This is a genomic window from Phyllobacterium calauticae (genome assembly GCF_019991125.1).
GTDB classification, from domain to species: Bacteria; Pseudomonadota; Alphaproteobacteria; order Rhizobiales; family Rhizobiaceae; genus Phyllobacterium; species Phyllobacterium calauticae.
Genome location: NZ_JAGENB010000004.1, coordinates 415,681 through 440,569 on the forward strand (window position 1 = coordinate 415,681; position 24,889 = coordinate 440,569).

The following is a 24,889-nucleotide window of genomic DNA, read 5'->3' on the forward strand; positions in this document are numbered from 1 at the left end:
TTATCCGTTCCGTGGATCGAGAATATCGCGCAGACCATCGCCCAAAAGATTGAAGGCGAGACTGGCAAGAAGAATTGCGCAGCCCGGCACCGCGGCGAGCCACCACGAGGTCATCATGAATTCTCGGCCGCTGGAAAGCATCGCGCCCCATTCAGGGCTTGGCGGCTGCGCGCCCAGGCCCAGAAAACCAAGGCCCGCAGCTGTCAGAATAATCGACGACATATTGAGTGTGATGCGAATGACGACTGAAGGGATACACATCGGCACGACATGTTTTGCAATCACACGCATCGTGGATGCGCCCTGCAGGCGGATCGCGGCGACATAGTCGGACGAGCGGATGGTCAGGGTTTCCGCACGGGCAAGACGGGCGATCGGTGGCCAGGCGGCAAGCGAAATCGCGATGACTGCGTTTTCAATGCCGGGCCCAAGGGCAGCGGCAAAGGACAGGGCGAGAACGAGACTGGGAAAGGCGAGAAAAATATCGACAATACGCATCAAAGCCGTATCGACCCAGCCGCCGATGTAGCCAGCGGTGGTGCCAACGATCAACCCAATCGGTGCGGCGATAATCGCGGTTAGTGTGACAATATACAGCGTGATGCGCGAGCCAAAGACAAGACGGCTGAAAATATCGCGCCCCAGTTCATCGGTCCCGAAATAATGGGCCCATGACGGCCTTTGCAGCCGGTTCGCCAGATCATTGGTTCCGATATCATGGGTGGCGATATAGGGCGCAAACAACGCCACAAGAACCAGCAGCACAATCACAAAGAGGCCAAAAACGGCTGAGGTATTGGAGAGAAGCTTCAACCAGGAGCGTCGCAGCTGCTGTGCATTGGCTTGCAATGCAGAGGTCGGCACTGGCGCGGTCAGCCATTCACGCAGAGAACTGAAAGAGCGCACCGGATTTGTCGTGAGTTCATTGCTCATCTATGGCTCCTATCGGGTTCGAGGATCGAAAATGCGATAGAGGAGATCGCTGATCAGATTGATGCCGACGAACAGGATGCCGACGATCAATGTGCATCCAACGACGGCGTTCATGTCACCGGCCAGAAGCGCATTGGTGAGATAACGGCCAAACCCCGGCCAAGCGAACACGGTTTCCGTCAGGACAGCCCCCTCCAGCAGAAACGCATAGGAGAGCGCAACAACCGTAACCACTTGAACAGCGACATTGCGGAAAGCATGCCCCCAGACAGTGCGTGCCCAGGAAAGCCCTTTGACACGGGCGGTAATGATATATTCCTGATTGAGTTGCTCTATCATGAAGCCGCGCGTCATGCGGCTGATATAGGCCATGGAGCCGAATGCAAGGATCAGGGCGGGCATGATGACGTGACTGATGGCATTGCCAAAAGCATCCCATTGCCCCTGCATTGCGCTGTCGATGAGCAGGAAGCCCGTCGTCGGCTCGACCGAATATTCATAGAGAAAGTCGATACGGCCCGGCCCGCCGATCCATCCCAGCGTGGCATAGAAGATCAGGAGCGCCATAAGGCCAAGCCAGAAATTCGGAGTGGAATAACCAAGCAGACTGATCATGCGCACGGCATGATCCAGCGGTGAATTGCGGTACATGGCCGAAAACACGCCAAGCGGAATGCCGAAGCCGGTCCCGATGATGATGGCGACCGTGGCCAGTTCGATGGTCGCCGGAAAGACGCGGCCAATATCCTCCAGCACAGGGCGTCCCGACGTCAGCGCATTGCCGAAGTCGAACATCACCGCATTCTTGAGATAGAGGCCATATTGAACAATCAGTGGCTGGTCGAGACCAAGCTTGCGATACATCATGTCGTAAGCCTCCTGGGAGATATTATCGCCCAGCATCGCAACGACCGGATCAAGCGGCAAAAGACGGCTGATGAAAAATGTCAGCGTGACCAAGCCCAGAAGTGTAACAGCCACGGAAAAGATCAGGCGCGCGGAGGCAGCGAGAAAGAGAAGCACAGGACCGAACTCCTCCTCGCCTTCCAGGTCTTCCAGAATGTCGTGCGTTGTCATCGGCTTTGATCCTGAACAAGATGAATAAGGATGCGAAATCCACCGCCATATCCGGTAATGTGCGCGCCGCGCTTTGAGGCAGTTGCAGACATCACCTGATCGACGTGGGGGTCGCCGGTCCGGGAGGGGACCGGCAGGGGCTTGAAACGCGTTATTTCGCAGCCAGATCGTAATACACGCGGAAACCGTTCCAGCTCCAGTTCTTCATGGCCTTGTTGACGCCGGCAACGTTGTAGATCTGGAAGATGAAGGCGTGCGGACCTTTCTCCATCATCTGCTTTTGCAGATCGACATACTTCTGCTTGCGCGTGGATTCATCTTTTTCAAACAGGGCGTCGTCTACCTGTTTGTTGACAGCCACGTCGAAATAGCTGGCGCGCCAGCTCGGATACATGGTCTGCTTGGCCTCGGCGCGGTTGTCCGGATTGAAAATCTGGCGTGAGGCGTTGCCATGCGCATCCGGCACTGTTGTCTGCCAGCCCATCAAAGACGTCTGGAATTCGCGGCCGCGGATACGGCTGAACAATTGCGCATTCGCCATGCGCTCGATCTTGATCTTCACACCCGCCTTGGCAGCAGCATCCTGAATGCTTTGTGCAATCGGAGCCGCATAAGGCGCGGTGCTGATGAACATCGTTGTTTCGAAGCCATTGGGATAGCCAGCTTCTTTCAGAAGTTCCCTGGCCTTTTCCACGTCAAGCTTGAACGGCTGGCCATCTCTTTCATCGAGCGCACCAAACGCGCCGAGTTGAACGAAGCTTGCGCGCGGAACACCCACATTATGGATGACCGTTTTGCCAAGACCTTCATAATCGATGAGATAGCGCATCGCCAGGCGCACTTTCTCATTGGCGAAAACCGGATCGGCGTTGTTGAAATTCCAATAGAACAGCGACGGCTTCAAAGCACGCGAGGCTGTTGCCTTGTTCTGGGTTTCAAGATCGCGCAAATCTTCCGGCGTCAGATCACGGGCAATGTCGATATCGCCCTTTTCCAGCAGCAGGCGCTGCGTTCCAGCTTCTGAGACGTGGCGGATCAACACCTGCTTCAGCTTCGGCGCGTCGCCCCAATAATTGGCGTTGGCCTGAAGAATGACAACTTCCGCCGGGTTCCAGCGCATGAGCTTGTAAGGTCCGATACAATCCGAACGTGTGGCAAGATATTTATTGCCCATATCGCCATCAACCTGATTTGCCATCAGCACTTTCTGATTGAGAAGTGCGGCAACGCGATTGGCGGCAATGGCAGCCAGAATGAGATTTGCTGGATAGGGCTTATCAAGCCTGAACACCAGCGTATTGTCGTCCGGGGCAGTTATACTCTGGTCTGCATTGTCCTTGGTGAAACCATATTCCGTCAGCGTCGCGGCGTTGCCAAAGCCAAGTTTCACAACACGGCGCAACGACCACGCCATGTCACCTGCGGTTGCCTTTTCGCCGGACGGAAACGCCAAGTCGTCACGCATGTGGAAAGTGATCTGCAGTCCATCCTGGGAAACATCCCAGCTCTTTGCCAGCTTGGGCACAAGCTTCGTTTCATCGGCAGGATCGAAATCGACGAGCGGATCGCAGATATTCTGGATGATCTCGTTGGTGGCCGCTTCACCGATCTGCGCTGGATCAAACGTGCTGATGGCATCGATATTCCAAGCCATTGCCAACGTATTGGGTGGCGATGCTGCTTCTGCAGTAAAACTGATGCATGCAAGGCCCGCAACAAGGATAAGCGCCGTACTGCGGCGCAAAATGGTTCTGGTTTTCAAATCGCTCATGTTCGTCCCCTTTTATGATTCTCATGTAGCTTGGAGGGCACCGCATCCGCACAGACGCGGTGCCAGACCGGATTACTCCGCTGGGCGCGGCTGGAGTGGCGGGTTCACCTCCGGTGGAATTGGGCAGGTGTAGGGTGCTTTCGCGATACGTGCCTGATGATCAGCCTTGGCGTCTTTCAACAAGGCTTCGTTTCGCAAAACATCCAAAGCTGTTCCAGCCATGACCTTGGCGGCGTAGACCATCCCCTTGTGTGCGGCAGGCATTTTTCCCTGCGCCGTGATCTGCCAGGAGTGACCCGGCGAACCGATGGCATGGGTGGCAACACGCGCCTGGACAGTTGGCACTGCCCAGCTGACATCGCCCAGATCGGTCGAGCCGATCATCGGCACACCTTTCTGTTCGCGCGGCAGCACATAGTCACAAAGCGGCGCATTGTCCGCGAGCGGCTGGCCAACACGCTGATAGTCGGTTTCGATGTCTTCCTGCGACAGCGTAGCCTGGATTTTTGCGGCGAACTCCCGGTCCGCATCATCAAACGGCACACCGCCCAGCCGGTCCATGTTGGACTGCATGATGATTTCAAGCGGTGTATTGCCTAGCAGATTCGACACCGCACTCATGATCGAAATATCGACCGTGGTTTCGGTCATCATGGCCGCACCCTGCGCTACCTTCTTCACGCGTTCATTGAGCGCGAACATGCCCGGTAAATCGGTGGCACGGATCGCATAACGGATCTTGGTCTTGGCCTGCACGACGTTGGGAGCGATCCCGCCGGCATTGAGATAGGCGTAGTGCATCCGGCAATCGGCAGGCACATGCTCTCGCAGGTAGTTGACGCCGACATTCATCAGCTCCACCGCATCGAGGGCAGAACGCCCCAGATGCGGTGCGGCGGCGGCGTGAGAGGCCCGGCCGGTAAACTCAAAATCCATGCGCGTATTGGCAAGCGATTGCGCGTCGTCCACTTGCGTGAACGATGCCGGATGCCACGAAATGGCAATATCGACGTCGTCAAAAGCGCCTGCGCGCACCATGAACGCCTTAGCGGCGCCCCCTTCCTCCGCTGGACAGCCATAATAGCGCACGCGACCTCGTGCACCTGTTGTCGCCAGCCAATCCTTGACGGCAGTAGCTGCAAGAAGTGCGGCAGAACCAAGCATATTGTGACCGCAGCCATGACCATGCCCAGTGCCTGGGATCGGGCGCGGCTCGGCAATGCCAGCTTCCTGGCTGAGGCCTGGCAGCGCATCATATTCGCCCAGGATGGCGATGACCGGCCCGCCCTCGCCCGCTTCGCCCATCACTGCCGTCGGAATGCCGGCAACGCATTCGGTAATGTTGAATCCTTGCGCGCGCAGCATGGATGTATGTTCGGCGCAGGACTCATACTCCGTATAGGCTATCTCGGGCATTGCCCAAACACGGTCACTCAGAGCTTCAAAAGCGCTCCTCTTCGAGTCGACCAGATCCCATATCACATCACCATTTTTCATGGTGCTACTCCCAGATTGTTCAATTTAAAGATTTTCGGCGATGAAGCGGGCCAGAGCGCCAAAGACACGACGACGGTTTTCGATACGGGCAAAGCCGTGCCCTTCATGTGGAACGCGCAGATATTCCACCGGTTTGCCCAGGCCGCGCAGGCAGGAATAAACCATCTCGCTCTCGCATGGCGTCACGCGCGGATCTTCCATGCCATGAGCGATCATCAACGGCGCAGTGATGGCATCAATCCGATTGATGGGCGAATAACGCTCCAGCGCGCCGCGCATGGTTTCCACATCACCATATTCGGCAGCACGCAATTGCTTGCGCCACGGGCCAGTGGTCTGCAACAGCGTCAAAAAGTTGGCGATTCCATAATATTCTACGCCCAGGCGCCACAGATCCGGATATTCGGTCATGGCCGACAGCACCATAAACCCGCCATAGGAACGGCCGAATACCCCGATGCGGTTTTCATCCACGTCCTGCCTTGCACCCACGGCGATACGCACGGCCTTGAGATCCGCAACGCTATCCATCCGCAACTCCCGGTCATCGAGATGCTGGTAGCGACGGCCATAGCCGGTGCTTCCACGAACATTCGGCGCCACGACCATAATTCCCTTGGCCAGCATATATTGAATGTCGGCGCGAAAATCCGGTTTCCACTGTGCCTCGGGTCCGCCATGGACGACGATCATGACCGGATAGCCATTCGGTTTTGCCGGGACTTTCGGCCGATAGACGAAATAAGGAATGTCGAGCCCATCGAAGCCCGCAACGCTGGTCACGGTCGGCTCGATAAAGTCCGGCAATCCGGCAGCGGCTTTGGACGCATCCGTCAGCCGCGTGAACTTGCCCGTCTCAGCATCGCAGCGCCATATATCACCTGACGTGGCCCCACCCTCGATTGGCATGACGAGCGCTGTGCCATCGGGTGTCCAAGCAACGGAACCAATCACGCAAGGCATGGGTGTTGCGAACTGCTTCAGGATGTTTCCGGCACGGTCGATGATGACCATATCATTCCAACCCTGGCGATTTACCACGAGCGCGATCCTCGCTTGATCGGGCGCTATCGCCAATGCCTCGATATCCCGCTCCGCAAAGGCTGCAAGCTCCAAGAGGGTATCAGCCTCGTACAGCTTTACCATGAGCGAGAGATATTCTCTCTCCTGATCGGAGATCATCAGGATACCGGAATTATCCTTGAAGAATTTGGGCGCGAGGTAACGCGCTCGCCCCACATGGGGCAAGATATTTTCATAGGCGCCGGTAGCAAGATCCAGTCTGCAGAAATCTTGATCCATCATCGCTCTTTGGCAGTCATTGACGAGGAGGAACGCCCCGTCGGGAGAAAAGGCAAAAGGCGTGCGCCAACCCTGGCCTTGATGGACGCATTTCACCTGGCCCGTTGCGATCGTCATCACGTAGAGATCCATATGCGCGCGGTCGCGATAATTGGCCGAATAAGCAATCTGCAAACCGTCGGGCGACCAGCATCCCCAGCCATGAACAACGGTCGTGTCGGTCGTCAGGAGGCGTGGCTCTTCCTTGGCATTTTCGATCAGCCAGAGCTGATGACGCTCGTCTCCTCCCCAATCAGTTGTGATCAGGAGGTCGCGGCTCTTTGGGTTGAAGGCAAGATTACCAACCGGTTCTGACAGGGTGGTCAACTGACGGGCTGACCCGCCCGCCAGTGGACGCACCCAGACCTGCAGCGTACCGCTTTCGTCGCTCAAATAAGCCAGCAGCGCGCCATCGGGCGAAACGGCGGGTTTTACCGCTTTGCTGATATCAATGTAGTGTGACATCGAAAGCGCGGGGTCAGTTTGCAGTGCGTCGAGCGTCGTCATATCTGTCTTTCGTCAATGGGATTAACCAGCGGCGGCGGCCGGCGCGGCAAATTTGATCGCAGTTGCCAACCGGCAGGAGGCTGCTTCGAGTTCTTTCGCCATGGGTCCAACCGTCGATTGATGATTGGAAAGGGTGACAATCGTGAAGGTGGCTTCCGGCCATGCATTCCTGAGCTTCCACGCCGTCGCCATCGGCGTCACGGTATCGTACCGCGCTTGCACGATTTCTGCTGGCAGATGACGGATGAGATCGATGTTTTCCAGCAGATGGCCATCCGGCAAAAACGCCCGATTCACGCAGTAGTGGGTGAAAATCCGCGAAACAGCCAAGGCCGCATCCGGATGCAACAGCTGCCTTACATGATCAAGGCTTGGTTCGAATGTTTGCGTGCGAGCTGAAAAACCACGCAGGGCCTTCGCGGCAGCGAGTTCAACAGCCTGATCACCACAGGTCAGCCGTGCATAGTAGGCTTTCAGAAGATTGCCGCGTTCCTCGACAGGTATGAATTCAGCGAATTCCTGCCAATGATCGGGAAAAATAGCCCGACAGCCGTGAAACCACCAGTCGATGTCATCCTGGTCCGCCAGGAAAATGCCATGCAGCCGAAATCCAAGGCATCGCCGCGGAAAAGCAATGCCATAGGCGAGCGCCAGGCACGATCCCCAGGAACCGCCGGCAACCAGCCAGCGCTCGATGCCAAGAAACGCGCGTATCTGTTCCATGTCGGCAATCAGGTGTTGTGTGGTATTTTCGACTAGCTCTGCGAGTGGCGTCGAGCGCCCCGCGCCGCGCTGATCGAAGGTGACGACGCGAAAGGTATCAAGATCAAAACTTGCAATCTGCTTTGCAGACACACCAGCGCCTGGGCCCCCATGCAGAAAGACCGCCGGAATGCCCTCGGGATTACCATATTCTAAAACGGAAAGTTCATGCGTCGCGCTGACAACCAGACGAAATTCCCTGTTCGGCAGGATTTCCGTATCCATCCGTCCCCCTCAAACACCATCATGTCCCTTTGCCGCGATTTTTTGTTTTTCCGCGGTCGCAAATTTTATAGTCGGTAAATTTGAGAGTTGGCTAATGCAATTTCAGACTGCTTATTCCAAAATGGAATAAGGTTGCGGGCGCGGCACGACTCGCCAAACGAATGATTTCCATCTGTCCATTTATGAGCGGTAATACTCGTTTGCTCTGCCGCGCCGCTGGAAAATTGCATCTCAAGGGCTGACCGGACCGTGTCGAGAATCGAAACCGTTCAGAGCCGTAACCGACAACCCTTGGGGCACAGGCATCATTTTGCCGTCTCAGTTTCGGTCTTTCCCAGGAGAACCATCTGAACAGAAGAGACGCAGTATTGCAATCTTAGAAGCGGGCATATGTCAGTTCGTTTCGCGTGCAATACGGCATTGATGCGGTCACTCGTGCCTGATCTTGCGGAGCGGGAAATATTCATGCACGGCCAGCGAGACCTTGCTCGAAGTGGCGTTGAACACAGGCGTCTGGATCGACAGTTCCTGTCAGCAAGGCGTTTACGGAAGCTGTAAGGTCAAAATGACCCAGGGAGCGGTCGAAATGGACGATCTGGGCGAATTATCCGACGACGAAAAAGCAGAGGGTTACGTCCTGGCCTGCTGCAGCAGGCCGCGAGGAGCAGTAACCCTGGCAGCTTGGGGCCTCAAGGTTTCAATGACCGTCGCAAGTTTGGCGTTACCAGCGTGCCGTCAGTGCTGCATGATTTGAAGGTCACTTTCTTTGGATCTTTGCAGGGCATCGTGATCAAGAGTGAAAAAGGAGTGTTTCCCGATTCCCACGCTGTTGCTGACCCGGCTTTTGAAGAAGCCAAGCGATCTTGTCACCTAAACATGGCGTCAGCATTGCCGGTAGCGGCTACGCACGCAAAGCGGCAGCGGGGCTGGAACGCAAAGCGGCAAGCGCGGGAACAATGGAGACGAATGCCGCAACGGCCAGAAAGCCGATCGCCAGCCACAGATCGTCCGGCGCGAAATCAACAGGCAGGCGGATGGCCGTCGATGCGGTCAGCCGCGCCGAAATCGCCGATGCCGCGGCGTAGCCGAGGGCTACTCCCGATGCGATGCCGGCGACGAACAGCAGGAAAAGCTCTCCCCACACGAGCGCAATGATCGAGCGAACCGGGGTGCCGAGCGCACGCAAGGCGCCGATCTGCCGCCATCTCGATCCCACGTGCATGATCGTCACCAGCACGATCGCGGCGATGACGATCGCCTGCGTACCCAGGGCAATTGCCAGAAGCAGGCTGCGGGCGTCCCCCAATGTCGCGTAGAGCCGTGTCAGCACCTCCGCCGGAAAAACGCCGAGCGTTGCGCCTGTGCGGTATTCCTGCCGCAGGCGGTAAGCGTCGGCAACCGTTTTCGGCTTGACGAGAATAGCAGGAACGCCAGGGGATTGCGCATCGAAATGCTCGTCCAGGGGCGCATCCGCATCAAGATGGCCATGCTCGTGCTCATGGCTGTGATCTCTCGGCTCGGCACCGTGCGACTGGGCTTCCCCGCTTTCATGGTCATGATGTTCTTCACCATGCATGCCGTGAAGCTGCCATACGGCCCGGATCGGCACCAGGATGGCGCGATCCCAAGCGGTTCCCGTCGGCGCCATGCGGCCAGTCACCTTGTAGGCAATGGCCGTATGGGTTTCACCGCCCGCTTCCGCCGTGCCGTGCATCGGTTTGATTTGGGCTCCAGGTGACAGCGCCACATCTGAGCCAACCACCGCCTCACCAAGACGCGCGAAATGCGCCCCTTGCGCCAGGCTCGGCGACAACGCCGAAATCAGGTTTGTCGTGGTGCCGACGATAGGAAAACCGTAAGCGGAGTCGCCAAAGCCGACGGGCGCCGCCAGTTCGACGCGCGGATCGTTGGCGAGGCGGCCGAGAACGGCGCCCTCCATTAGCGGCAGCGGTGCCGGCTGCAGGAAAACAGCCGAAAGCGCAAGCTGGGTTTCGCTGCCGGCGGCTCCGACCAGCAGATCGAATTTCTCGGCCGCACGCGCGCTGCCGAGCCGGACGGCCCGCTCCTGCAGCGTCACGGTCACGCTTAAAGCGACGGACAATGCAATGAGCACCACAACGGCCAGCGCGCCGCTCCAGAAACGCCGCAGGTCGGCAAAAATGAACTTCATCATTGCGCGGCACTCTCTCCACTATCCTCGTCGACACGCCCGCTCTCCAGGCAGATGCGGCGGCCAAGACGCTCCGCCAGGAAGGCATCATGCGTGACCACCACCAGTGTCGTGCCCTGCTCTGCGGAAAGCCGCAGCAGAAGCTCGGCAACCTCGTTGCCCGCATGACGGTCAAGACTGGCTGTCGGCTCGTCAGCGACGATGACGCCGGGACGCTGGAGCAGCGCACGGGCGACGGCGACACGTTGCATTTCACCACGCGACAATGTCTCGATCTTCTGCCCGACGCGGTTGATCCCGGTGGCTGAAAGCAGCGCCAGCGCACGCTCCCGCTCCTCGACGGTCAACCGGCGCGCAAGCCTGACGGGGAGCACCACGTTATCGAAGGCCGAAAGACCGGGGAAAAGATGGAAATCCTGCATGACAAGGCCGATGTTGCGTGCGCGAAAAGCATCGCGCCGGCCAGAGGAAAGACGGGTGATATCCATGCCGTTCCAGGAAATTTTGCCTTGCGTGACGTTTTCCAGGCCAGTGATCGCGTTGACGAATGTGCTTTTGCCCGAGCCGGAAGCCCCGGTGATCGCCAATTGGCCGCCGGCCGGCAGATGAAATCGCTCGATGGCGAGGACCGGCGCAGCCAGGCCCGGAAAATGCATTTGAAGATCGGAAACGTCGAGTGCGAGCATGGTGTCAGACGGTCCTGAAGGCCGCGTTCCGAAGACGCAACTGGCTGATGAAGCCGGTTTCCGGATCGGTCCAGGAGCCGAATTCCAGCACCCCACGCGCGATGATTGGCGCATTGAACTGCACGAAGGTCTGCTTGGCCGAGAGATAGACGACCATGATATTGTCCGGCCAGTCGGCGTCTGAGGAACAGAACGGGCAGAGCGACATCGGGATTTCCGTCAGGACGAAAAATGCGGCCTCCGCCTTCAGTGGCGGCGCCATGAAGCCGCTGATGGCAATCTCCTGACCGCTCAACTGCTTCACCTTGTCGGAAAATTCGAGACCGAGCGGACCAAAGCTTTTGTAGAGCTCGCCGAAGCCCAGTTTTTCGGCAGCGCTTGCGCCTACGGCAATGCCCATGAAAGGCAAGACCGCAGCGGCCGTGAGCAGCGCCCGACGACCAATAGCAAAGGTCTTCTTCTCCGTCATCGCAATCTCCTTAAACGGGAAGACAGGCGGCTTTCGGCCGCCTGTCCTGTTGGTCAGCTGGACAGATTTACATCTTTGACGCGCCGAGCGCGAAAGCGTCGGCGAGGACACGATAGACGTCGCTCTGTTCCATGTAACCACGGAAGCCTTCTGCACCCGGGCCAACGGCCTGCAGCACGACATCGTCTACCGCATGAACGCCGCTATCCTCATCGCGCGGGATGTTGCCCTGGACAAAGACGGCACCCGGCACGTCCTTGTAAGCTTCGTTGGCGACGTATTCCTTCTTCTCGTTCTGGATCGCCGGAACGAAAGGACCATCGAGCTTCGGACGGAAGGTCTCGTAGTGGTCAGGACCGTTGTTGGCCGCGATGAACAGACGGCGGGAGACATCGATGCGGTCCGGATAACCGTCCCCGTCTTTGTCCTCGTAGTTCGGGAAGCCCGCGGCGGCATAGGTGCCGACCTTGTCGCGCATTTCCGTGCCCGGCTTATCGTCATCGACGGTGCCGATGATCGAAACGCCATGGGTATGGTCACCGGTGACGACGATCAGCGTATCCGGATTCTTCGCCTGGAATTCGCGTGCAGCCGCGATGGCCTTGTCGAATTCGATCGTATCAACCAAAGCGCGATCCCAATCGAGGGGATGGCTCATCTTGTCGATGGATGCAGCCTCCACCATCAGGAAGAAGCCATCCGGATTCTTCGACAGCCTGTCGAGCGCCACCTTGGTCATATCGACCAGGCCCGGCTGGTTGGGAAACTTGTCGACGGTACCCTTTTTGAGGAATTCGCGATCGAGCGTGACGTCGAGGTTGCCGGTGTGGAAGAGGCCGAGCAGCTTGCCCTGGTTCGAGCCGGCCGCGGCGGCCAGTTCATTCTTGTCGGTGGCGAGGGCGTAACCGGCCTCCTTGAAGAGCGCGATGTAGTCCTTGTCGTCCTTGCGCTTCGAACCGGGCACGTCCTTGGCCAGGAAGTAGGCCGAGCCACCACCGAGCAGCACGTCCGGCTTGACGTTGTACATCATGCCGACGATGTCGGCCTTGTCAGAGCGCTTGCGCGTATGGGAAACGAGCGCGGCAGGTGTCGCGTCCTGGACTTCGGATGTCGTCACGATGCCGAGCGACTTCTTGCCGGTGCGGCGCAGAGCCTCACCGATCGTTTCGACCTTGGGGTCGTCCTGGCTGGCCGGCGTGCGGTCAGCATAGACGCCGAGCGCGTTTACCGCGGACTTGTGGCCGGTCATATAGGCCGACATGGTGTTGGCGCTGTCGGTAGCGATGGCCGAGGTCGAGGAGGTGCCGATGAAGGCGACGGGCGGAATGTCATCCATGGCAAGGCGGCCATTGGCCTTTCCCTCGGTCATGCCCTTGGACATGAGGCGGGCACCGGTGCGATGCGCAACGGAAAGGCCGTCACCCAAAAGGAAGATGATGTTCTTGGCCTTGGGCGTGTCAGACGTTGTGTATACATCCCAGCCGACCGACTTCTTCTCATCGCCAGCCGATACCTCGACCTTGTACTGGCCGGGCTTTGCAAGCTTGATGTCGCGCAGGATGAGCGCGGATCCGAGTACCTTGTCTTCAGCGCCCTTCTCCTCGGCGACGAATTGGGCGGTCTTGCCGAAAACGGCGTCGTAGCTCTCGCCGTTGATCGTGACTTTCACGTCTTCCGGCTTCACGACCTTGCTGAATTCAACCTTGAAATCGAATGGCGAGCCTGCAAGGACCGTGGCCCGGTCCAGCGGATAGATCGTTGTCGCATGGGCTGCCCCGGACAAGAGTGCCGCCGACGCCACCGCAAGAAAAAGTTTACGCATTTCATACCCCCAACTTGGTTAGCTTCCCCTCTCCTTTATAAATCCCGGATGACAGCCAGATGAAATCACGCCGGTTTTTACAACCCGTGAGTTCACAGGATGCAACGATCGCTGCAGCTTTATTTCAGAACTTGCGGTGGGGCGCTGTCATGTCTGAAGCCCACGGCCGCACATATTTGCGCAGCGCCTTAAGACTCTGAAAAGTCTCGCGCCCTGCGTGTTCATCTACATACAACGGACAAATGGCCGAGCCGTTTCGGGCTAAATTGAATCCGTCAAACAGCAGATTTAATGATTTGAGGTGGAGGAGAAACTTGTAGAGGGATCCGCGAAACCCGGTGATCAGAGACCAGCTGTACAAAATCGCCGGTGATCGGAAAAAACGATCGTTTGTTGTTTCCGCCAAAAGGCGTATCCGCAAATTGGATAAGTTCCTTTGTAAATGCCGATGAGAGCCTGTTTGAGATCGTTTCGATTCGAGGCAATAATTCCGCAATCGCTCATCCAGGTCTTTGAAATCAACAATACAATGATCGCTTTGATGGGATACGAACCGAAAAGTCCGTGGAGTTTCTTTGCCCGCCGTCGAACGATGTTTCTGACGCATCTTATTGCAGAAACCGCAAGATAATATGATTGAATATGTCATGTTTATTGGCTAAAGCGGTATACAGTTACACGCAGTCAGGAAAGATGCCGTCATGTTTGGTAAGGGCCTCAAGTCTCTTTGTGCAATCGGTTTGCTCGGCCTTCTAACCGCAGCATCGGCGTCGGCCGACAATGCAAAAACATTGTCAATTGTCGATGATCGTGGAACCACCATCGAAGTTCCCGCTAATCCCAAGCGTATCGCCTCCATTTCCTACTTTGCTACCGACGTGGCATTTGCGCTTGGCGTCAAACCGGTCGCAACGACCTATATGGCAGCCGGCCGCGAGCCCGATTTTCTTCTCGGCCTGACAAAGCAGATCAAACAGATCGGCCAGCGTGCCAAACCCAATCTGGAACTGCTGTCGGAAGCAAAGCCCGACATCATCATTGCCATGCGCCGCTACACGATTGGCAATGCCGAGCAATTGCAGAAGATCGCACCCTACGTGGCCTACAATATGGAGCTTTTGAGCGAAAGCGATCGCGAGATTTCCCAGCTTGCACAGGTGCTGGGCAAGCAGGAACGCGGTACGGAACTCAATGCCGCTTTCCGGCAGCACCTTGCCGAGTACAGCACCAAAGCGCCGAAGGACGTGCATCCGCGCTTTCAGATCATGTGGGCCGGAGATACGCCATGGTCCTTCCACACGGAGAATACAACGGCCTCGATCGTTGCCGCGCTTGGCGGTGACAACATTGCGGGACCGATGCGCCAAGGCGGGCCGTTCGGTGTGGAGCTGAGCCTTGAGACCATGCTTGAAAAAGACCCGGAGGTCATTTTCGTCTATGATTCCGGTCCGGATCGTCCGCACGAGAACAATCCGATCTGGAAGCAGCTTTCGGCGGTCAAGAATGGCCGCGTTTTCTATGTCGGTGATCATTGGGTTGAAGCCAATGGTCCGATAGCCCGCGAAATCGTTTTGCGTGAAGCGGCACACTATCTGTATCCGGAGACCTTTCCAAAGGTGGATGTCAAAGCCGAGGCGGCAAAATTGATCCCTGCCGATATCCAGTAGCGATATCTCCTTGGCACGGCGGCACGCAGCAGGCATGGGACGGTCATTGGTCGTGACCACACTCATCGTGGCGGCAACCCTGTTTGTGATTGTTACCGGCCTGCTCGTCGGGGCCAAACCGCTTGGACTGTCCAAACTGTGGCCGGTGCTCCTGTCGCCGGATGGAAAGATCGATTCCATTCTTGTCTGGTCGCTGCGCCTGCCCCGCAGCCTTGCTGCCGTCGTTGCCGGTGCTGGCCTCGCCGTCTCGGGGTATCTCCTGCAGGCGCTGACCCGCAATCCGCTGGCTGGTCCCGATATTACCGGCGTTGCATCGGGCGCGGTGGCACCCATCGTCTTCTGTTTCGTATTCCTGCCATGGATTTCGTCGGTGTATTATCCCTTTGTCGGACTGGCAGGCGGTTTGGCCGCCGCTTCCGTCACCCTTTGGGTATCGCGCGGCGGCGAGGGACGACCACTGCATCTTGCACTCGGTGGCATCAGCATCTCCCTTTTCCTGGGCGCGGCAACGACCTATGTGCTGCTCTTGAGCGGACCGCAAGCGCCATCCCTGCTCTTCTGGCTGTCCGGTGGTTTTCAAGGCAGATCGTGGCCGCACCTTCTATACATGACACCGTGGGTGCTCGGCGGCCTGGCCGGCGCCTTTGCGTGCCACCGCATCATCGGCATGCTTGCTCTGAGTGAACATGCATCCATTGGCATGGGACTGAACATGCGTTTCTGGAAACCGGTCCTGCTGCTGTTCGCCGTGCTTCCCGTTGCAGGTGTCGCGCCGATCGCCGGGCCGGTTGCCTTTGTCGGCCTTGTCTCGCCGCACATCGCCCGCCTGCTCAAACCGCATAACATCGGCTGGTCCATTGCGCTGACCGCGGCCATCGGTGCGTTGATGGTCGTGACTGCCGACGTCATCGCACGCAGCGTCGCCTTACCGCGCGAGCTGCCAGTGGGTATTATCACAGCGCTGCTCGGGGGCCCCTTCTTTATCTATCTGGTCCAGACACGCCGCTTTTCGCTGAAAGGCGGGCAGTCACGATGACCGTGTCCGCTCCCGTTCACCGCCCTTCCCTGTTTGGACCATTGTTGGCGCTGCTCGCCATGATGGTGCTCGTCCTTGTCGCCGCGGTGTTTCTGGGCGTTGCCGACATTCCGCCTGGAGATGTAGCAGCCGTCCTGACCGGACATGGCTCCGATGAAGCCAGATCGATCATTCTGGATATCCGGCTGCCGCGCATTGTCACCGGTATCCTGGCCGGGATTCATTTTGCCGTGGCTGGCCTCCTGCTGCAGACCATCACCCGCAATCCGCTCGCCGATCCGTCCATCATGGGGATTTCACAGGGCGCGACCCTGGCCGTCACCGTCTTCCTTGTCTTCACCGTTTACATCTCTGAGCCGGGCTCCAACACGCTTGCCGCGCTGCCCCTTGCATGGCTTCCCGCGATCGGCACACTGGGCGGCATGGCAGCGGGCGGCCTTATCTACGTCCTCGCCTTCCGGCTTGATTTGGGGCCGCTCCGGATTACGCTTTGCGGCATTGCAATCGGTGCCGTGTTGCATGCCGCCGCGATTGGACTGATTGCCGGCTGGGGCTCGGCGCGCATTGAAATCCTGCTGGAATGGCTGTCCGGCAGCCTTTATGCGCGCAGCTGGACCCACGCCCTGTTCCTTGTGCCTTTCACAATCGCCGGGCTCGCAGCGCTCCCGGCCCTGCGGCGTTCCATAGACCTGCTGCGGTTCGACCCCACGGTCGCGCGCTCCTTCGGCCTCTCCTATCGCAAACAGTTTTCAATCGTCCTGCTGTTGTCGTGCGCACTTGCGGCAAGTGCGGTCGGTGCCGTTGGCCCCATCATCTTTGTCGGTCTTGTCGTTCCCCATCTCGCCCGTTTTTTGGTGGGCCGTCATTTCGCCCTTGTGCTGCCGCTGACCATTGCCCTTGGCGCATTTATCGTCACGCTGGGTGATCTCCTCGGCCGGCTGCTCGGGCAGGCCGAAGAGATTCCGATCGGGGTGATCACGGCCCTGTTCGGTGTGCCTGTATTGATCGCACTCCTGCGCAAAATACCTTGAGGACCAGAATGCCCCTTTCCTGCTCGCAACTGTCGGTTTTTTATGGTCGCCGCAAGGCGTTGAACAGCTTCAACCTTGATCTGAAGCCCGGAGAGATACGGGCCCTCATCGGCCCCAACGGTTCCGGCAAAAGCACCGCGCTTCAGGCAATTGCCGGCTTGATCACGTCGCACGAGGGGCAGGTGGAAATCAACGGCAAGCCTGCCAGAGAAATGTCGCGGCGGACCTTGGCAAAACAGCTGGCGTTCTTGCCGCAGCAGCCGTCGGCTCCGGACGAGATGACCGTCGAACAGCTTGTGCGGCAAGGCCGCTATCCCCATGTCGGTCTGTTTCGCAGCTACAGCAGTCACGATGAACGGGCGATAGAATGGGCGTTGGAAAGCACGGGGCTGGCCAATCTGGCGGACCGGAGCCTGCACGAATTGTCCGGGGGCGAACGGCAGCGCGCCTGGATATCGGCGGCGCTTGCCCAGGAAGCCCAAATCCTGCTGCTGGACGAGCCTACATCCTTCCTCGATATCGGCTTTCAGGTGGAAGTGCTCAATCTGGTGCACCGCCTCAGCCGCGAAAGAGGCGTGACAATCATCATAGCCATTCACGACATCAACCAGGCCATCTCGATCAGCGACCGCATTTCTCTATTGGAAAAGGGCCATCTGCTCTTCGACGGCGAACCGGACGAGCTCGCCGGGAGCGGGCTCATCGAGAAGGTATTCCGCGTGCGGGGCAATTTTGTCCGCATCGCGCCCGGCAGCCGCCCTCATTTCGATATCGAGTTCATCCGGTCCCAAATTACGGTTTCACCAGCCGGAAAATGACCTTGGTCTGCGTGTAATAGGTAAGCGCATCGGCAAAATCCGGCATCCAGCCATCGGCGACAAAGGGAATGAAGCCGTCAAACTCGAGTTTGCGCGCCGATACCTCGAACCCAGCACCCTCAAACACCCGGGCATAGTCAGTAATGGAGCGATCCTGCACGACCGTGTTGGTCTTCTCAGCAACAAGGTCACGCCATTTCGGCCACAACGGATTATCCGTATGGCAACCGGTGACCGCGTAGTAAACACCCCCGGGCTTCAGACTCCGCCATATATCGCGCGCATGCGCTTCGATGTCGGCAACGAGATAGATCACCTCATGGCTGATCGCCAGATCGAACTCGCCATCCCAGCCCTCGACATGGGCGGCGGCCTGGTACTGAACGGGCAGATTACCCTTGAGGTCATTGGCCCTTGCGATTGATTGCTCGGCAATATCAACTCCGAGGGCCTTGCGAAACGGCCGGATTGCGTAGAGGTGGCGCAGCAGTCCACCTTGATTGCAGCCGAAATCCAGCACTGCCTTTCCGGAAAGATCCCGTTCCGGTAAAAGGCCGATCAAATGCCGCCAGATCGGCGCATGCCCGTCGGCCATGGCATCCTCGGCGTCAGGATCAATGTACCACGTGCTGATTTTTGGTGTGCTGCTGTGCATGGGAATCTCCGGTCATGTGTTGATGCACTTTTACACATTCCCGGAGGAGCACAACAGGAACTGCGGCAACATTGTTGCCTGCCAGACGGATAAATGTTGCGGGCTTCTGGTCATTCACCCCGCTTCCCGGCCCCGGCTGTAGTCTTCAGACGAAACCTTCTCCATCCAGGTTACGGTGTTGCCATCGAGTGCCTCCGATATCGCAAAATGCACCATCGGTTGATCAGCCGTCGCACCGTGCCAATGTTTTACCATCGGTGGAATCCAGACAACGTCGCCCGGCTCCATGAGCTGGACCATACCGCCTTCTTTCTGAACCCAGCCCTTCCCCGAAACAACGAAGAGTGTCTGGCCGAGGGGGTGCATATGCCAGGCCGTATGGGCACCCGGTTCGAATGATACGGTAGCCCCGCCTATGCGGGCAGCGCCGTCGCCCTTGTAGGCAGATGACACCTGGACCTTGCCGGTGAAGCGTTCCTCGGGGCCGCTCACAGGTTGGCTGCCGTGCTTGATTACTTTGATATCGGCACCGGCTGGTATATGCGCGGCGGCGGCGTCCCTGCTTGCCAAAACCGTTTTGAGAACTGGCACCGCAGACATGGCACGCGGCCAACCGGCATAGAATCCGGCATGGGTAATGGCTTCAGCCGCCTCTTCCCGTGTCAGTCCGTTATCCATGGCACGGCCCAGATGGAACGCCAGTTGGTCGAGTTGCCCCATCGCTATCAGCGCTGTCATCGTAACCAGGCTCCGGTCGCGGGCCGACAGATCCGGGCGTTGCCACAGATCGCCGAACAGTGCCCGGTTGGTGAGATCGGCAAGGGCGGGCGCGGTCGGCGCCACGTTGGCAGCCACGGACGCGCTACGGGCAGCTTCTGCCGCAGCATCTAGCTGGATAAGTGCATCGTCGCTATCCCTGACGGGCGCGATCTTCAGCTCGTCAAAGACCTTCTTGATCTCTGCCACAGCCGACATCGCATTGGGCCAGCCGGAATAGAATGCCAGGTGCGTGACCACTTCGCCCACTTCCCGAGCCTCGACGCCGTTTTCCAGCGCCCGCTTCACATGGTTGGCCAGAACGTGCCCCTTCCCGGTCGAGATCAGCACGGAAATGGTGACCAGGCTGCGGTCACGCGGGCTCAGATCCCTGCGCTTCCACACTTCGCCGAACAGAACATCATCGGTGAAATGGCCAAGCCCGGGCGCAACGTCGTAGACAGCCGGCGGAGCCACGCGGGGGTTCTGCTGCGCTTCAGCGCCCGTGGCTGCGAATGCCGACATAGCAAGACTTGTGGCGATGGCTTTCACGGTGCTTCTCCTTGTTGGTAGATCCGGCGGCTCCTGGAATCGCCGATGGCCTGAGTTCTACGTGGGCATGGCGCGGGGCGCCGCCGGGCATTGAGGCGAACTTACTCCTAGCCGATTAGCTCGACTAGATGCTAAGAACCAATTGGACTTATATTGAGGATTCATCAATGAAGCGGGATGAGCTGGGCGACCTCGTTGCTTTTCTAACTGTCGCGGAAGAACGCAGCTTCACGCGGGCGGCCGCGCTATTGGGTACGTCGCAATCGTCGCTCAGCCATTCGGTGCGCCGCCTGGAGGATCGCATGGGCGTTCGGCTGCTGACACGCACCACACGCACCGTCGTCCCGACCGAGGCCGGCGAGCAATTGGCCGAAACGCTCAGGCCCGCGTTCAACGATATCCGCAGCCGGATGGATGCACTTGGCGCCATGCGTCATGCGCCGGGCGGCACGATACGCATCACCGCCATACGTCATGCTGCGGTGTCCATTCTCATGCCCGCCGTAACGCGCCTGATGCAGTCCTATCCCGATATTAACGTCGAGATCTCGGTGGAAAACCGGCTGGTTGATCTGGTGAACGAACGTTTCGACGCAGGGGTCCGGCTCGGAGAGCATATCGAAAAAGACATGATCGCGCTGAAAATCGGACCGGAAATGCGCATGCTTGTCGTCGGCTCTCCAGATTATTTTGAACGGCACCCGAAACCACTCACCCCGCATGACCTGACGAAACACCGCTGCATCAATCTGAGACTGACCACCATCGGCGGTCTCTATGCCTGGGAGTTTGAAAAAGACGGCAAACCGCTCAATGTCCGCGTCGACGGCCAATTCGTCTGCAATGACGTCCCAATCATCATCGACGGGGCACTGGCAGGATTAGGCCTGGCATGCCTGCCAGACGATTACCTGCTCCCGCTGATCGGCGAGGGCAAGCTGGTTCCGGTGCTTGAAGACTGGTCACCGCCCTTCCCTGGATATCATATATACTATCCCAGCAGGCGCCTTGCTTCACCCGCATTCTCGCTGCTGATCGATGCCCTGCGCTATCGCGGTTAATTCCATCACCTTTAGTTCATACCAGCGTGAACAGACATCCATAGAACCGCACTGAGCTTTTATCTATCTGTAAAAGCTCACTAATTCTGCGCCCGCGGATCATTCGTGATCTAGAAGTATAAACCCTATCATATTCAGCTCACTAATCGCTCAGTCCGTCTCGGCCTACACTTCAGGGTGTGGGCCGGTCCTGCCTCCCAAGGGCAGCAATTCCGTTGACGTCAGCGGCGCGGAGCCGTTGATCGCGGCGTTCAACGCGATGGTTCCCGGCCTGGCGACCAATTGAACAAACAAGGAGCACCGAGTTGAATATCACCGACCTCAAGCCTCTCACCGTGGCGGCTGTCATCGCCCTGGCTGCCGGCGAAGTCCGCGCAGATGATTACCGGAAAAACCCCTATACGCTTACCTACGAAGGCGCCATCACTGAAAACGTTGCCGGCAAAGTCAACATTCATCCGGTCAAATACAAGTTGAACGGACTGGACATCGCGGCGAACGTCTATACCCCGCCTGGCTACACCCCCAACCAATCCTATGCAGCAATTGTCGTGGCTCACCCGAACGGCGGTGTCAAGGAACAGACTGCGGGGCTTTACGCTCAGCATTTGGCCGAACAGGGCTACGTTACCATTGCGGCAGATGCAGCATACCAGGGTGGCAGCGGTGGCGAACCCCGCAACGTTGACAAGCCGTCCAACCGCATTGAAGACATCCACGGGATGGCGGACTATATCACGCACTATGCCGGCGTTGACGGCTCCCGCCTGGGTTTGCTGGGTATTTGCGGCGGTGGCGGTTATTCACTGGCTGCCGCCAAGACCGACAAGCGCTTTCAGGCTATCGCCACGCTGAGCATGTTCAACTCCGGCCGCGTGCGTCGCAACGGTTTTGAAGATTCACAGCTGAGCAGTCTTCAGGAGCGTCTCCAGCAGGCATCGGAGGCCCGCGCGCAGGAAGCCACCGGCAACATCATCTACGCCAATGCCACGCCGCTGACCGACGAGCAGATTGCCAAGCTGCCGTTCGAAATGTATCGCCAGGGCACCGAATACTACCAGAAAACCAACGCACATCCTGGCTCCTCTGCGCGCTATACGCTGAGCAGCCTGCTCGATCTGGCGCGGTTCGACGCAACGGACCAGATCGATCTGATCAACAAACCCCTGCTCATGATCGCGGGCAGCAAGGCTGACAGCCTCTACATGAGCGAGGACGCATTCGCGAAAGCAACCGGAACGACCGACAAGGAGCTGTTCAAGATCGAAGGCGCGACGCATATCGAGACCTATTGGGTGCCCGAATACGTCAACGCCGCGATGGGCAAGCTGACACCGTTCTTCAACAGAACGCTCGAAGGCACGCGCGGTTAACGAACGAGGCCGGCCCTGAGCCGGCCTTTCCCTCCTCCAATGTCACGGCTTCATTCAGGACCCCCAAAATGAACACTCTGCTCACATATGCGGCCGGAGCCGCCATCGCGTTCAGCGCCGTCGCGCTTGCCGGCTGGCAGGTTCATGCGGAAACCAACCGCGTCAAATTTCCGGAAAACCTCGACACGCTGGTGCATTATACCGGCCGACAGCGCGGTGAATCCGTCACCCATATCAAGACCACACAAAACGTAATCGACACGATCAAGGCCGGAAAGCCGGTGCCCGATGGCGCGCAGTTCGTCCTGATCGACTATCGCAACGGTGAGCTTTACCGGTATTTCGTCATGGAAAAGGGCGCCAACTGGGGCGCCGACTATGACGACACCCGGCGCACGGGTAACTGGCAGTTCCAGTGGTACTGGGCCGATCGCACGGTCAACAAGGCTGAGAACACCAACCGCTGCCAGTCCTGCCATCAAGGTGCCAGCGGCAATGATTTCCTGTTCACCCACAGCGAAATTCAGGCCTTCCACGGGACGCCGGTGAACTGACGGTAATGGCTCCTACCTTCCTTCTGCGACTGGCGATCGATCTCGCGGCGGCGGGCCTGCTTATGGTGGCCCTCGCCTATTACTGGCTTGGCAATACCGTTCATGAGCTGGCGGGTTCGGCTGTCTTTGTGCTCGCCGCGATGCACAACGTCTTCAATCGACGTTGGTGGGGCACGGTCAGGCGCACCCGGCGCGAAGCGAATGGATTGATATATGCCGGCATCAATCTGGTGCTGTTGGTGGTCGTCGGAACTATTGTGGTGACCAGCCTTATGATCTCCCGGCTGGTGTTCGCTTTCCTTCCCCTGGATGGCGGCTTCACCGCCAGGCAGATCCATACCGCTGCAGCCTATTGGCTTCTGATTATCGCCTCGCTGCACATCGGCTTCCGCTGGTCGGTCGTAATGCACACTGCCCGAACCCTGTTCGGCATCAAGGCTTCCGGCAGAGGCCGCACGATCGCCTTGCAACTGCTCGCTGCCGCCATGGCGCTGCATGGCGTGCAGAGTTCGGCATATCTGGGGCTAGGCGATAAGCTCCTCATGCAGATATCGATGGATTTATGGGACTTCAATGAATCGACTGCCGGCTTCTTTCTCCACATTGCATCCATCGTCGCACTCTACGTCTGGATAGCCCACACTACCCGCATGCTGATCCAGAGGATCGCCAGACGTCGCCACGCAACTTAAACGCGGTTACGCGCTCGGCCTATACGAGGAGCCCTTAATGCGCTCGGCAACGAGAACACGGCAATTGTTATCGCGTGTATGCTCCACCAGCCGCCAAATTGTCGACGAATGACTTGAACGAAGTGGTCACGTAGCGTGTGTTGACGATCCAGTTTTTCTCGATCGTCAGATTGTCGCTCCAGACGTCTCGAACAAAAAAGTAAACCTTGCCGTCCCGATGATCGATGCAATAATAATTCCCGCCCCAGTCGAAGGCAAACTGTATGAGATGGGGTGGCAATTGCTGTTCTGACCATTCCCTTTTGGTTCGTCCCTCAGCAGTAAAATCCGGATCGTCACCAAAGCGGTCGCTATAGCGAAACGGGATGAAGTCGCGAACTTCATTATCATCCCATTTCCCTTCCGGATCGACCCAAACGGATCTTTCCGGTGTTCCGCCATTGTGATCGATATAATGCGCCTTCAAATCGTCGGGAAGTTTTACGGACAATTCCTGTTCTACCGAAATGAAATCCCCGAGCGTCAGAGCTTTTTCACAATTGCTGAAACCGTTTTCACCCCTAACAATATCCATGCCTTCTGTTCGAGAGCGAGGGTTCTGCCCGGCAAGGTTCATGACCAAAGCCCGTATCTTGATTGCTTTTTCAAAATGGTCGAGTTGGTGGATTCGTATCCACCATTCCGCGGCCTCCATCAGAAGCTCGGGGTCATCATTTTTATTGCCAAAAAACGAATAGAATGAGAGGCCCACGCCGGAGCCTTTTTCAGATATCTTTTGATCACAAACCTCAACTATCTTTTTTTGCAGAATGGCTCTCACGAAACGTTCTCCATTGAGTATCCGGATTTTTGCGACTGCAGATAGAGAAATGTGGGCCACTTCGATCCCCGCGATGGTAGCTGCGGCGGAACTGTACGCCCTTGAAATCCACCATCGTTGATATCCCATCGCAACCATCTCAGCTGATCACTCTGTGACACAAACCATCAAAGAAGAAAACTTTGCCACAGAGCCATTAAAACCGGTCATGCTCCATTGGAGGACAGTCGGAAGGCAAGGTTCGTATCGCCAACCAGTCAAATTGTTAGGCCAGCCGAAGTAACAACACCTGTACTTCAGTTCTTGGGTTCGGATTTCGAATCGCAACGTTTGTTCCACTCTTTCAAAATAGCCTCCCGATGGTTCGCAGCCCACTCAAAATCGTTTTTGATCATTTTCTGTTCAATGTTTTCAGGGAGATGTTTGACGGGTTTTGCGATGTTTGGCATCGCAGGCACAGCGTAGCCAACATTATACATTTCATTGGCTTTACGCGTCACGGTCCAGTCAATCAGGGTCTTGGCTGCCTCCAGCTTGGCAGTGCCTGCTACAACAGCCGATGCTTCCATATCCCAACCCTTTTTATGTTGTTATACTTTGCATAATGTGACTTA

The 24,889-nt window shown here is 57.6% G+C and carries 23 protein-coding genes; 9 read left to right on the forward strand and 14 right to left on the reverse strand.

The features are described from left to right. The 6 genes from J1W56_RS17355 to pip form a co-directional block, all read right to left on the reverse strand. Positions 1 to 933 (reverse strand): ABC transporter permease, encoded by a 933-nt coding sequence (locus tag J1W56_RS17355; RefSeq protein WP_130272551.1) that lies wholly within the window; start codon positions 931 to 933, stop codon positions 1 to 3. Between the two features lie 9 nt (positions 934 to 942). Further along, complete coding sequence (locus J1W56_RS17360; RefSeq protein WP_223614544.1) at positions 943 to 2,010, reverse strand: ABC transporter permease; 1,068 nt, start codon at positions 2,008 to 2,010, stop codon at positions 943 to 945. A 151-nt stretch (positions 2,011 to 2,161) separates the two neighbouring features. Further along, the gene (locus tag J1W56_RS17365) at positions 2,162 to 3,781 is read right to left on the reverse strand and encodes an ABC transporter substrate-binding protein (RefSeq protein WP_223614545.1); all 1,620 of its coding nucleotides are present in this window, start codon (positions 3,779 to 3,781) and stop codon (positions 2,162 to 2,164) included. Between the two features lie 72 nt (positions 3,782 to 3,853). Continuing rightward, a complete protein-coding gene (locus tag J1W56_RS17370) occupies positions 3,854 to 5,278 on the reverse strand; it encodes a M20 family metallopeptidase (RefSeq protein WP_223614546.1) in 1,425 nt (474 codons plus the stop codon). Between the two features lie 24 nt (positions 5,279 to 5,302). Beyond that, positions 5,303 to 7,126: a S9 family peptidase gene (locus tag J1W56_RS17375; protein ID WP_223614547.1), complete on the reverse strand. Its 1,824-nt coding sequence runs from the start codon at positions 7,124 to 7,126 to the stop codon at positions 5,303 to 5,305. 21 nt (positions 7,127 to 7,147) lie between these two features. Further along, positions 7,148 to 8,113: a prolyl aminopeptidase gene (gene pip / locus J1W56_RS17380; RefSeq protein WP_223614548.1), complete on the reverse strand. Its 966-nt coding sequence runs from the start codon at positions 8,111 to 8,113 to the stop codon at positions 7,148 to 7,150. A 445-nt stretch (positions 8,114 to 8,558) separates the two neighbouring features. Between pip and J1W56_RS17385 the strand changes: the two genes are divergently transcribed. Further along, the gene (locus tag J1W56_RS17385; protein WP_223614549.1) at positions 8,559 to 8,867 is read left to right on the forward strand and encodes a 2Fe-2S iron-sulfur cluster-binding protein; all 309 of its coding nucleotides are present in this window, start codon (positions 8,559 to 8,561) and stop codon (positions 8,865 to 8,867) included. Between the two features lie 147 nt (positions 8,868 to 9,014). On the opposite strand, the gene J1W56_RS17390 is transcribed toward J1W56_RS17385, so the two are convergent. The 4 genes from J1W56_RS17390 to J1W56_RS17405 form a co-directional block, all read right to left on the reverse strand. Continuing rightward, positions 9,015 to 10,286 (reverse strand): ABC transporter permease, encoded by a 1,272-nt coding sequence (locus J1W56_RS17390; RefSeq protein ID WP_223614550.1) that lies wholly within the window; start codon positions 10,284 to 10,286, stop codon positions 9,015 to 9,017. After that, positions 10,283 to 10,969, reverse strand: coding sequence for an ABC transporter ATP-binding protein (locus tag J1W56_RS17395; RefSeq protein ID WP_223614551.1), 687 nt, complete (start codon positions 10,967 to 10,969; stop codon positions 10,283 to 10,285). The genes J1W56_RS17390 and J1W56_RS17395 overlap by 4 nt, the downstream gene beginning before the upstream one ends. A gap of 4 nt (positions 10,970 to 10,973) precedes the next feature. Next, positions 10,974 to 11,438 (reverse strand): hypothetical protein, encoded by a 465-nt coding sequence (locus tag J1W56_RS17400; RefSeq protein WP_223614552.1) that lies wholly within the window; start codon positions 11,436 to 11,438, stop codon positions 10,974 to 10,976. A gap of 67 nt (positions 11,439 to 11,505) precedes the next feature. Continuing rightward, entirely contained in the window at positions 11,506 to 13,260 is a 1,755-nt protein-coding gene (locus J1W56_RS17405) for an alkaline phosphatase (protein WP_223614553.1), read from the reverse strand. A 701-nt stretch (positions 13,261 to 13,961) separates the two neighbouring features. Between J1W56_RS17405 and J1W56_RS17410 the strand changes: the two genes are divergently transcribed. The 4 genes from J1W56_RS17410 to J1W56_RS17425 are packed head-to-tail and all read left to right on the forward strand — an operon-like array spanning position 13,962 to position 17,812. After that, a complete protein-coding gene (locus J1W56_RS17410; protein ID WP_223614554.1) occupies positions 13,962 to 14,927 on the forward strand; it encodes an ABC transporter substrate-binding protein in 966 nt (321 codons plus the stop codon). Between the two features lie 34 nt (positions 14,928 to 14,961). Continuing rightward, positions 14,962 to 15,963 carry a FecCD family ABC transporter permease gene (locus J1W56_RS17415; RefSeq protein WP_404928296.1) on the forward strand — a complete coding sequence of 334 codons (1,002 nt, stop codon included), beginning with the start codon at positions 14,962 to 14,964 and terminating at the stop codon, positions 15,961 to 15,963. A 59-nt stretch (positions 15,964 to 16,022) separates the two neighbouring features. Then, positions 16,023 to 16,994 (forward strand): FecCD family ABC transporter permease, encoded by a 972-nt coding sequence (locus J1W56_RS17420; protein ID WP_404928316.1) that lies wholly within the window; start codon positions 16,023 to 16,025, stop codon positions 16,992 to 16,994. 8 nt (positions 16,995 to 17,002) lie between these two features. Beyond that, a complete protein-coding gene (locus tag J1W56_RS17425; protein ID WP_223614557.1) occupies positions 17,003 to 17,812 on the forward strand; it encodes an ABC transporter ATP-binding protein in 810 nt (269 codons plus the stop codon). Here J1W56_RS17425 and J1W56_RS17430 read toward each other — a convergent pair. Both J1W56_RS17430 and J1W56_RS17435 read right to left on the reverse strand, forming a co-directional pair. Then, a complete protein-coding gene (locus tag J1W56_RS17430; RefSeq protein ID WP_223614558.1) occupies positions 17,787 to 18,467 on the reverse strand; it encodes a class I SAM-dependent methyltransferase in 681 nt (226 codons plus the stop codon). The two genes, J1W56_RS17425 and J1W56_RS17430, sit on opposite strands and share 26 nt — an antisense overlap. Before the next feature lie 114 nt (positions 18,468 to 18,581). Next, a complete protein-coding gene (locus tag J1W56_RS17435; RefSeq protein WP_223614559.1) occupies positions 18,582 to 19,775 on the reverse strand; it encodes a (R)-mandelonitrile lyase in 1,194 nt (397 codons plus the stop codon). 167 nt (positions 19,776 to 19,942) lie between these two features. On the opposite strand from J1W56_RS17435, the gene J1W56_RS17440 reads away from it, so the two are divergent. The 4 genes from J1W56_RS17440 (at position 19,943) to J1W56_RS17455 (ending at position 23,455) form a co-directional block, all read left to right on the forward strand. Further along, a complete protein-coding gene (locus J1W56_RS17440) occupies positions 19,943 to 20,836 on the forward strand; it encodes a LysR family transcriptional regulator (RefSeq protein ID WP_223614560.1) in 894 nt (297 codons plus the stop codon). A gap of 335 nt (positions 20,837 to 21,171) precedes the next feature. After that, positions 21,172 to 22,209: an alpha/beta hydrolase gene (locus tag J1W56_RS17445; protein ID WP_223614593.1), complete on the forward strand. Its 1,038-nt coding sequence runs from the start codon at positions 21,172 to 21,174 to the stop codon at positions 22,207 to 22,209. Between the two features lie 68 nt (positions 22,210 to 22,277). Beyond that, positions 22,278 to 22,763, forward strand: coding sequence for a cytochrome P460 family protein (locus J1W56_RS17450; RefSeq protein WP_223614561.1), 486 nt, complete (start codon positions 22,278 to 22,280; stop codon positions 22,761 to 22,763). Positions 22,764 to 22,768: 5 nt separating this feature from the next. Then, on the forward strand, positions 22,769 to 23,455 hold the full coding sequence (locus J1W56_RS17455) for a DUF4405 domain-containing protein (RefSeq protein ID WP_223614562.1): 687 nt from the start codon (positions 22,769 to 22,771) through the stop codon (positions 23,453 to 23,455). A 67-nt stretch (positions 23,456 to 23,522) separates the two neighbouring features. On the opposite strand, the gene J1W56_RS17460 is transcribed toward J1W56_RS17455, so the two are convergent. Then, positions 23,523 to 24,275 carry a DUF6500 family protein gene (locus J1W56_RS17460; RefSeq protein ID WP_319025565.1) on the reverse strand — a complete coding sequence of 251 codons (753 nt, stop codon included), beginning with the start codon at positions 24,273 to 24,275 and terminating at the stop codon, positions 23,523 to 23,525. Positions 24,276 to 24,571: 296 nt separating this feature from the next. Beyond that, positions 24,572 to 24,844 carry a type 2 periplasmic-binding domain-containing protein gene (locus J1W56_RS17470; RefSeq protein ID WP_223614563.1) on the reverse strand — a complete coding sequence of 91 codons (273 nt, stop codon included), beginning with the start codon at positions 24,842 to 24,844 and terminating at the stop codon, positions 24,572 to 24,574. Between the last annotated feature and the right edge of the window lie 45 nt (positions 24,845 to 24,889).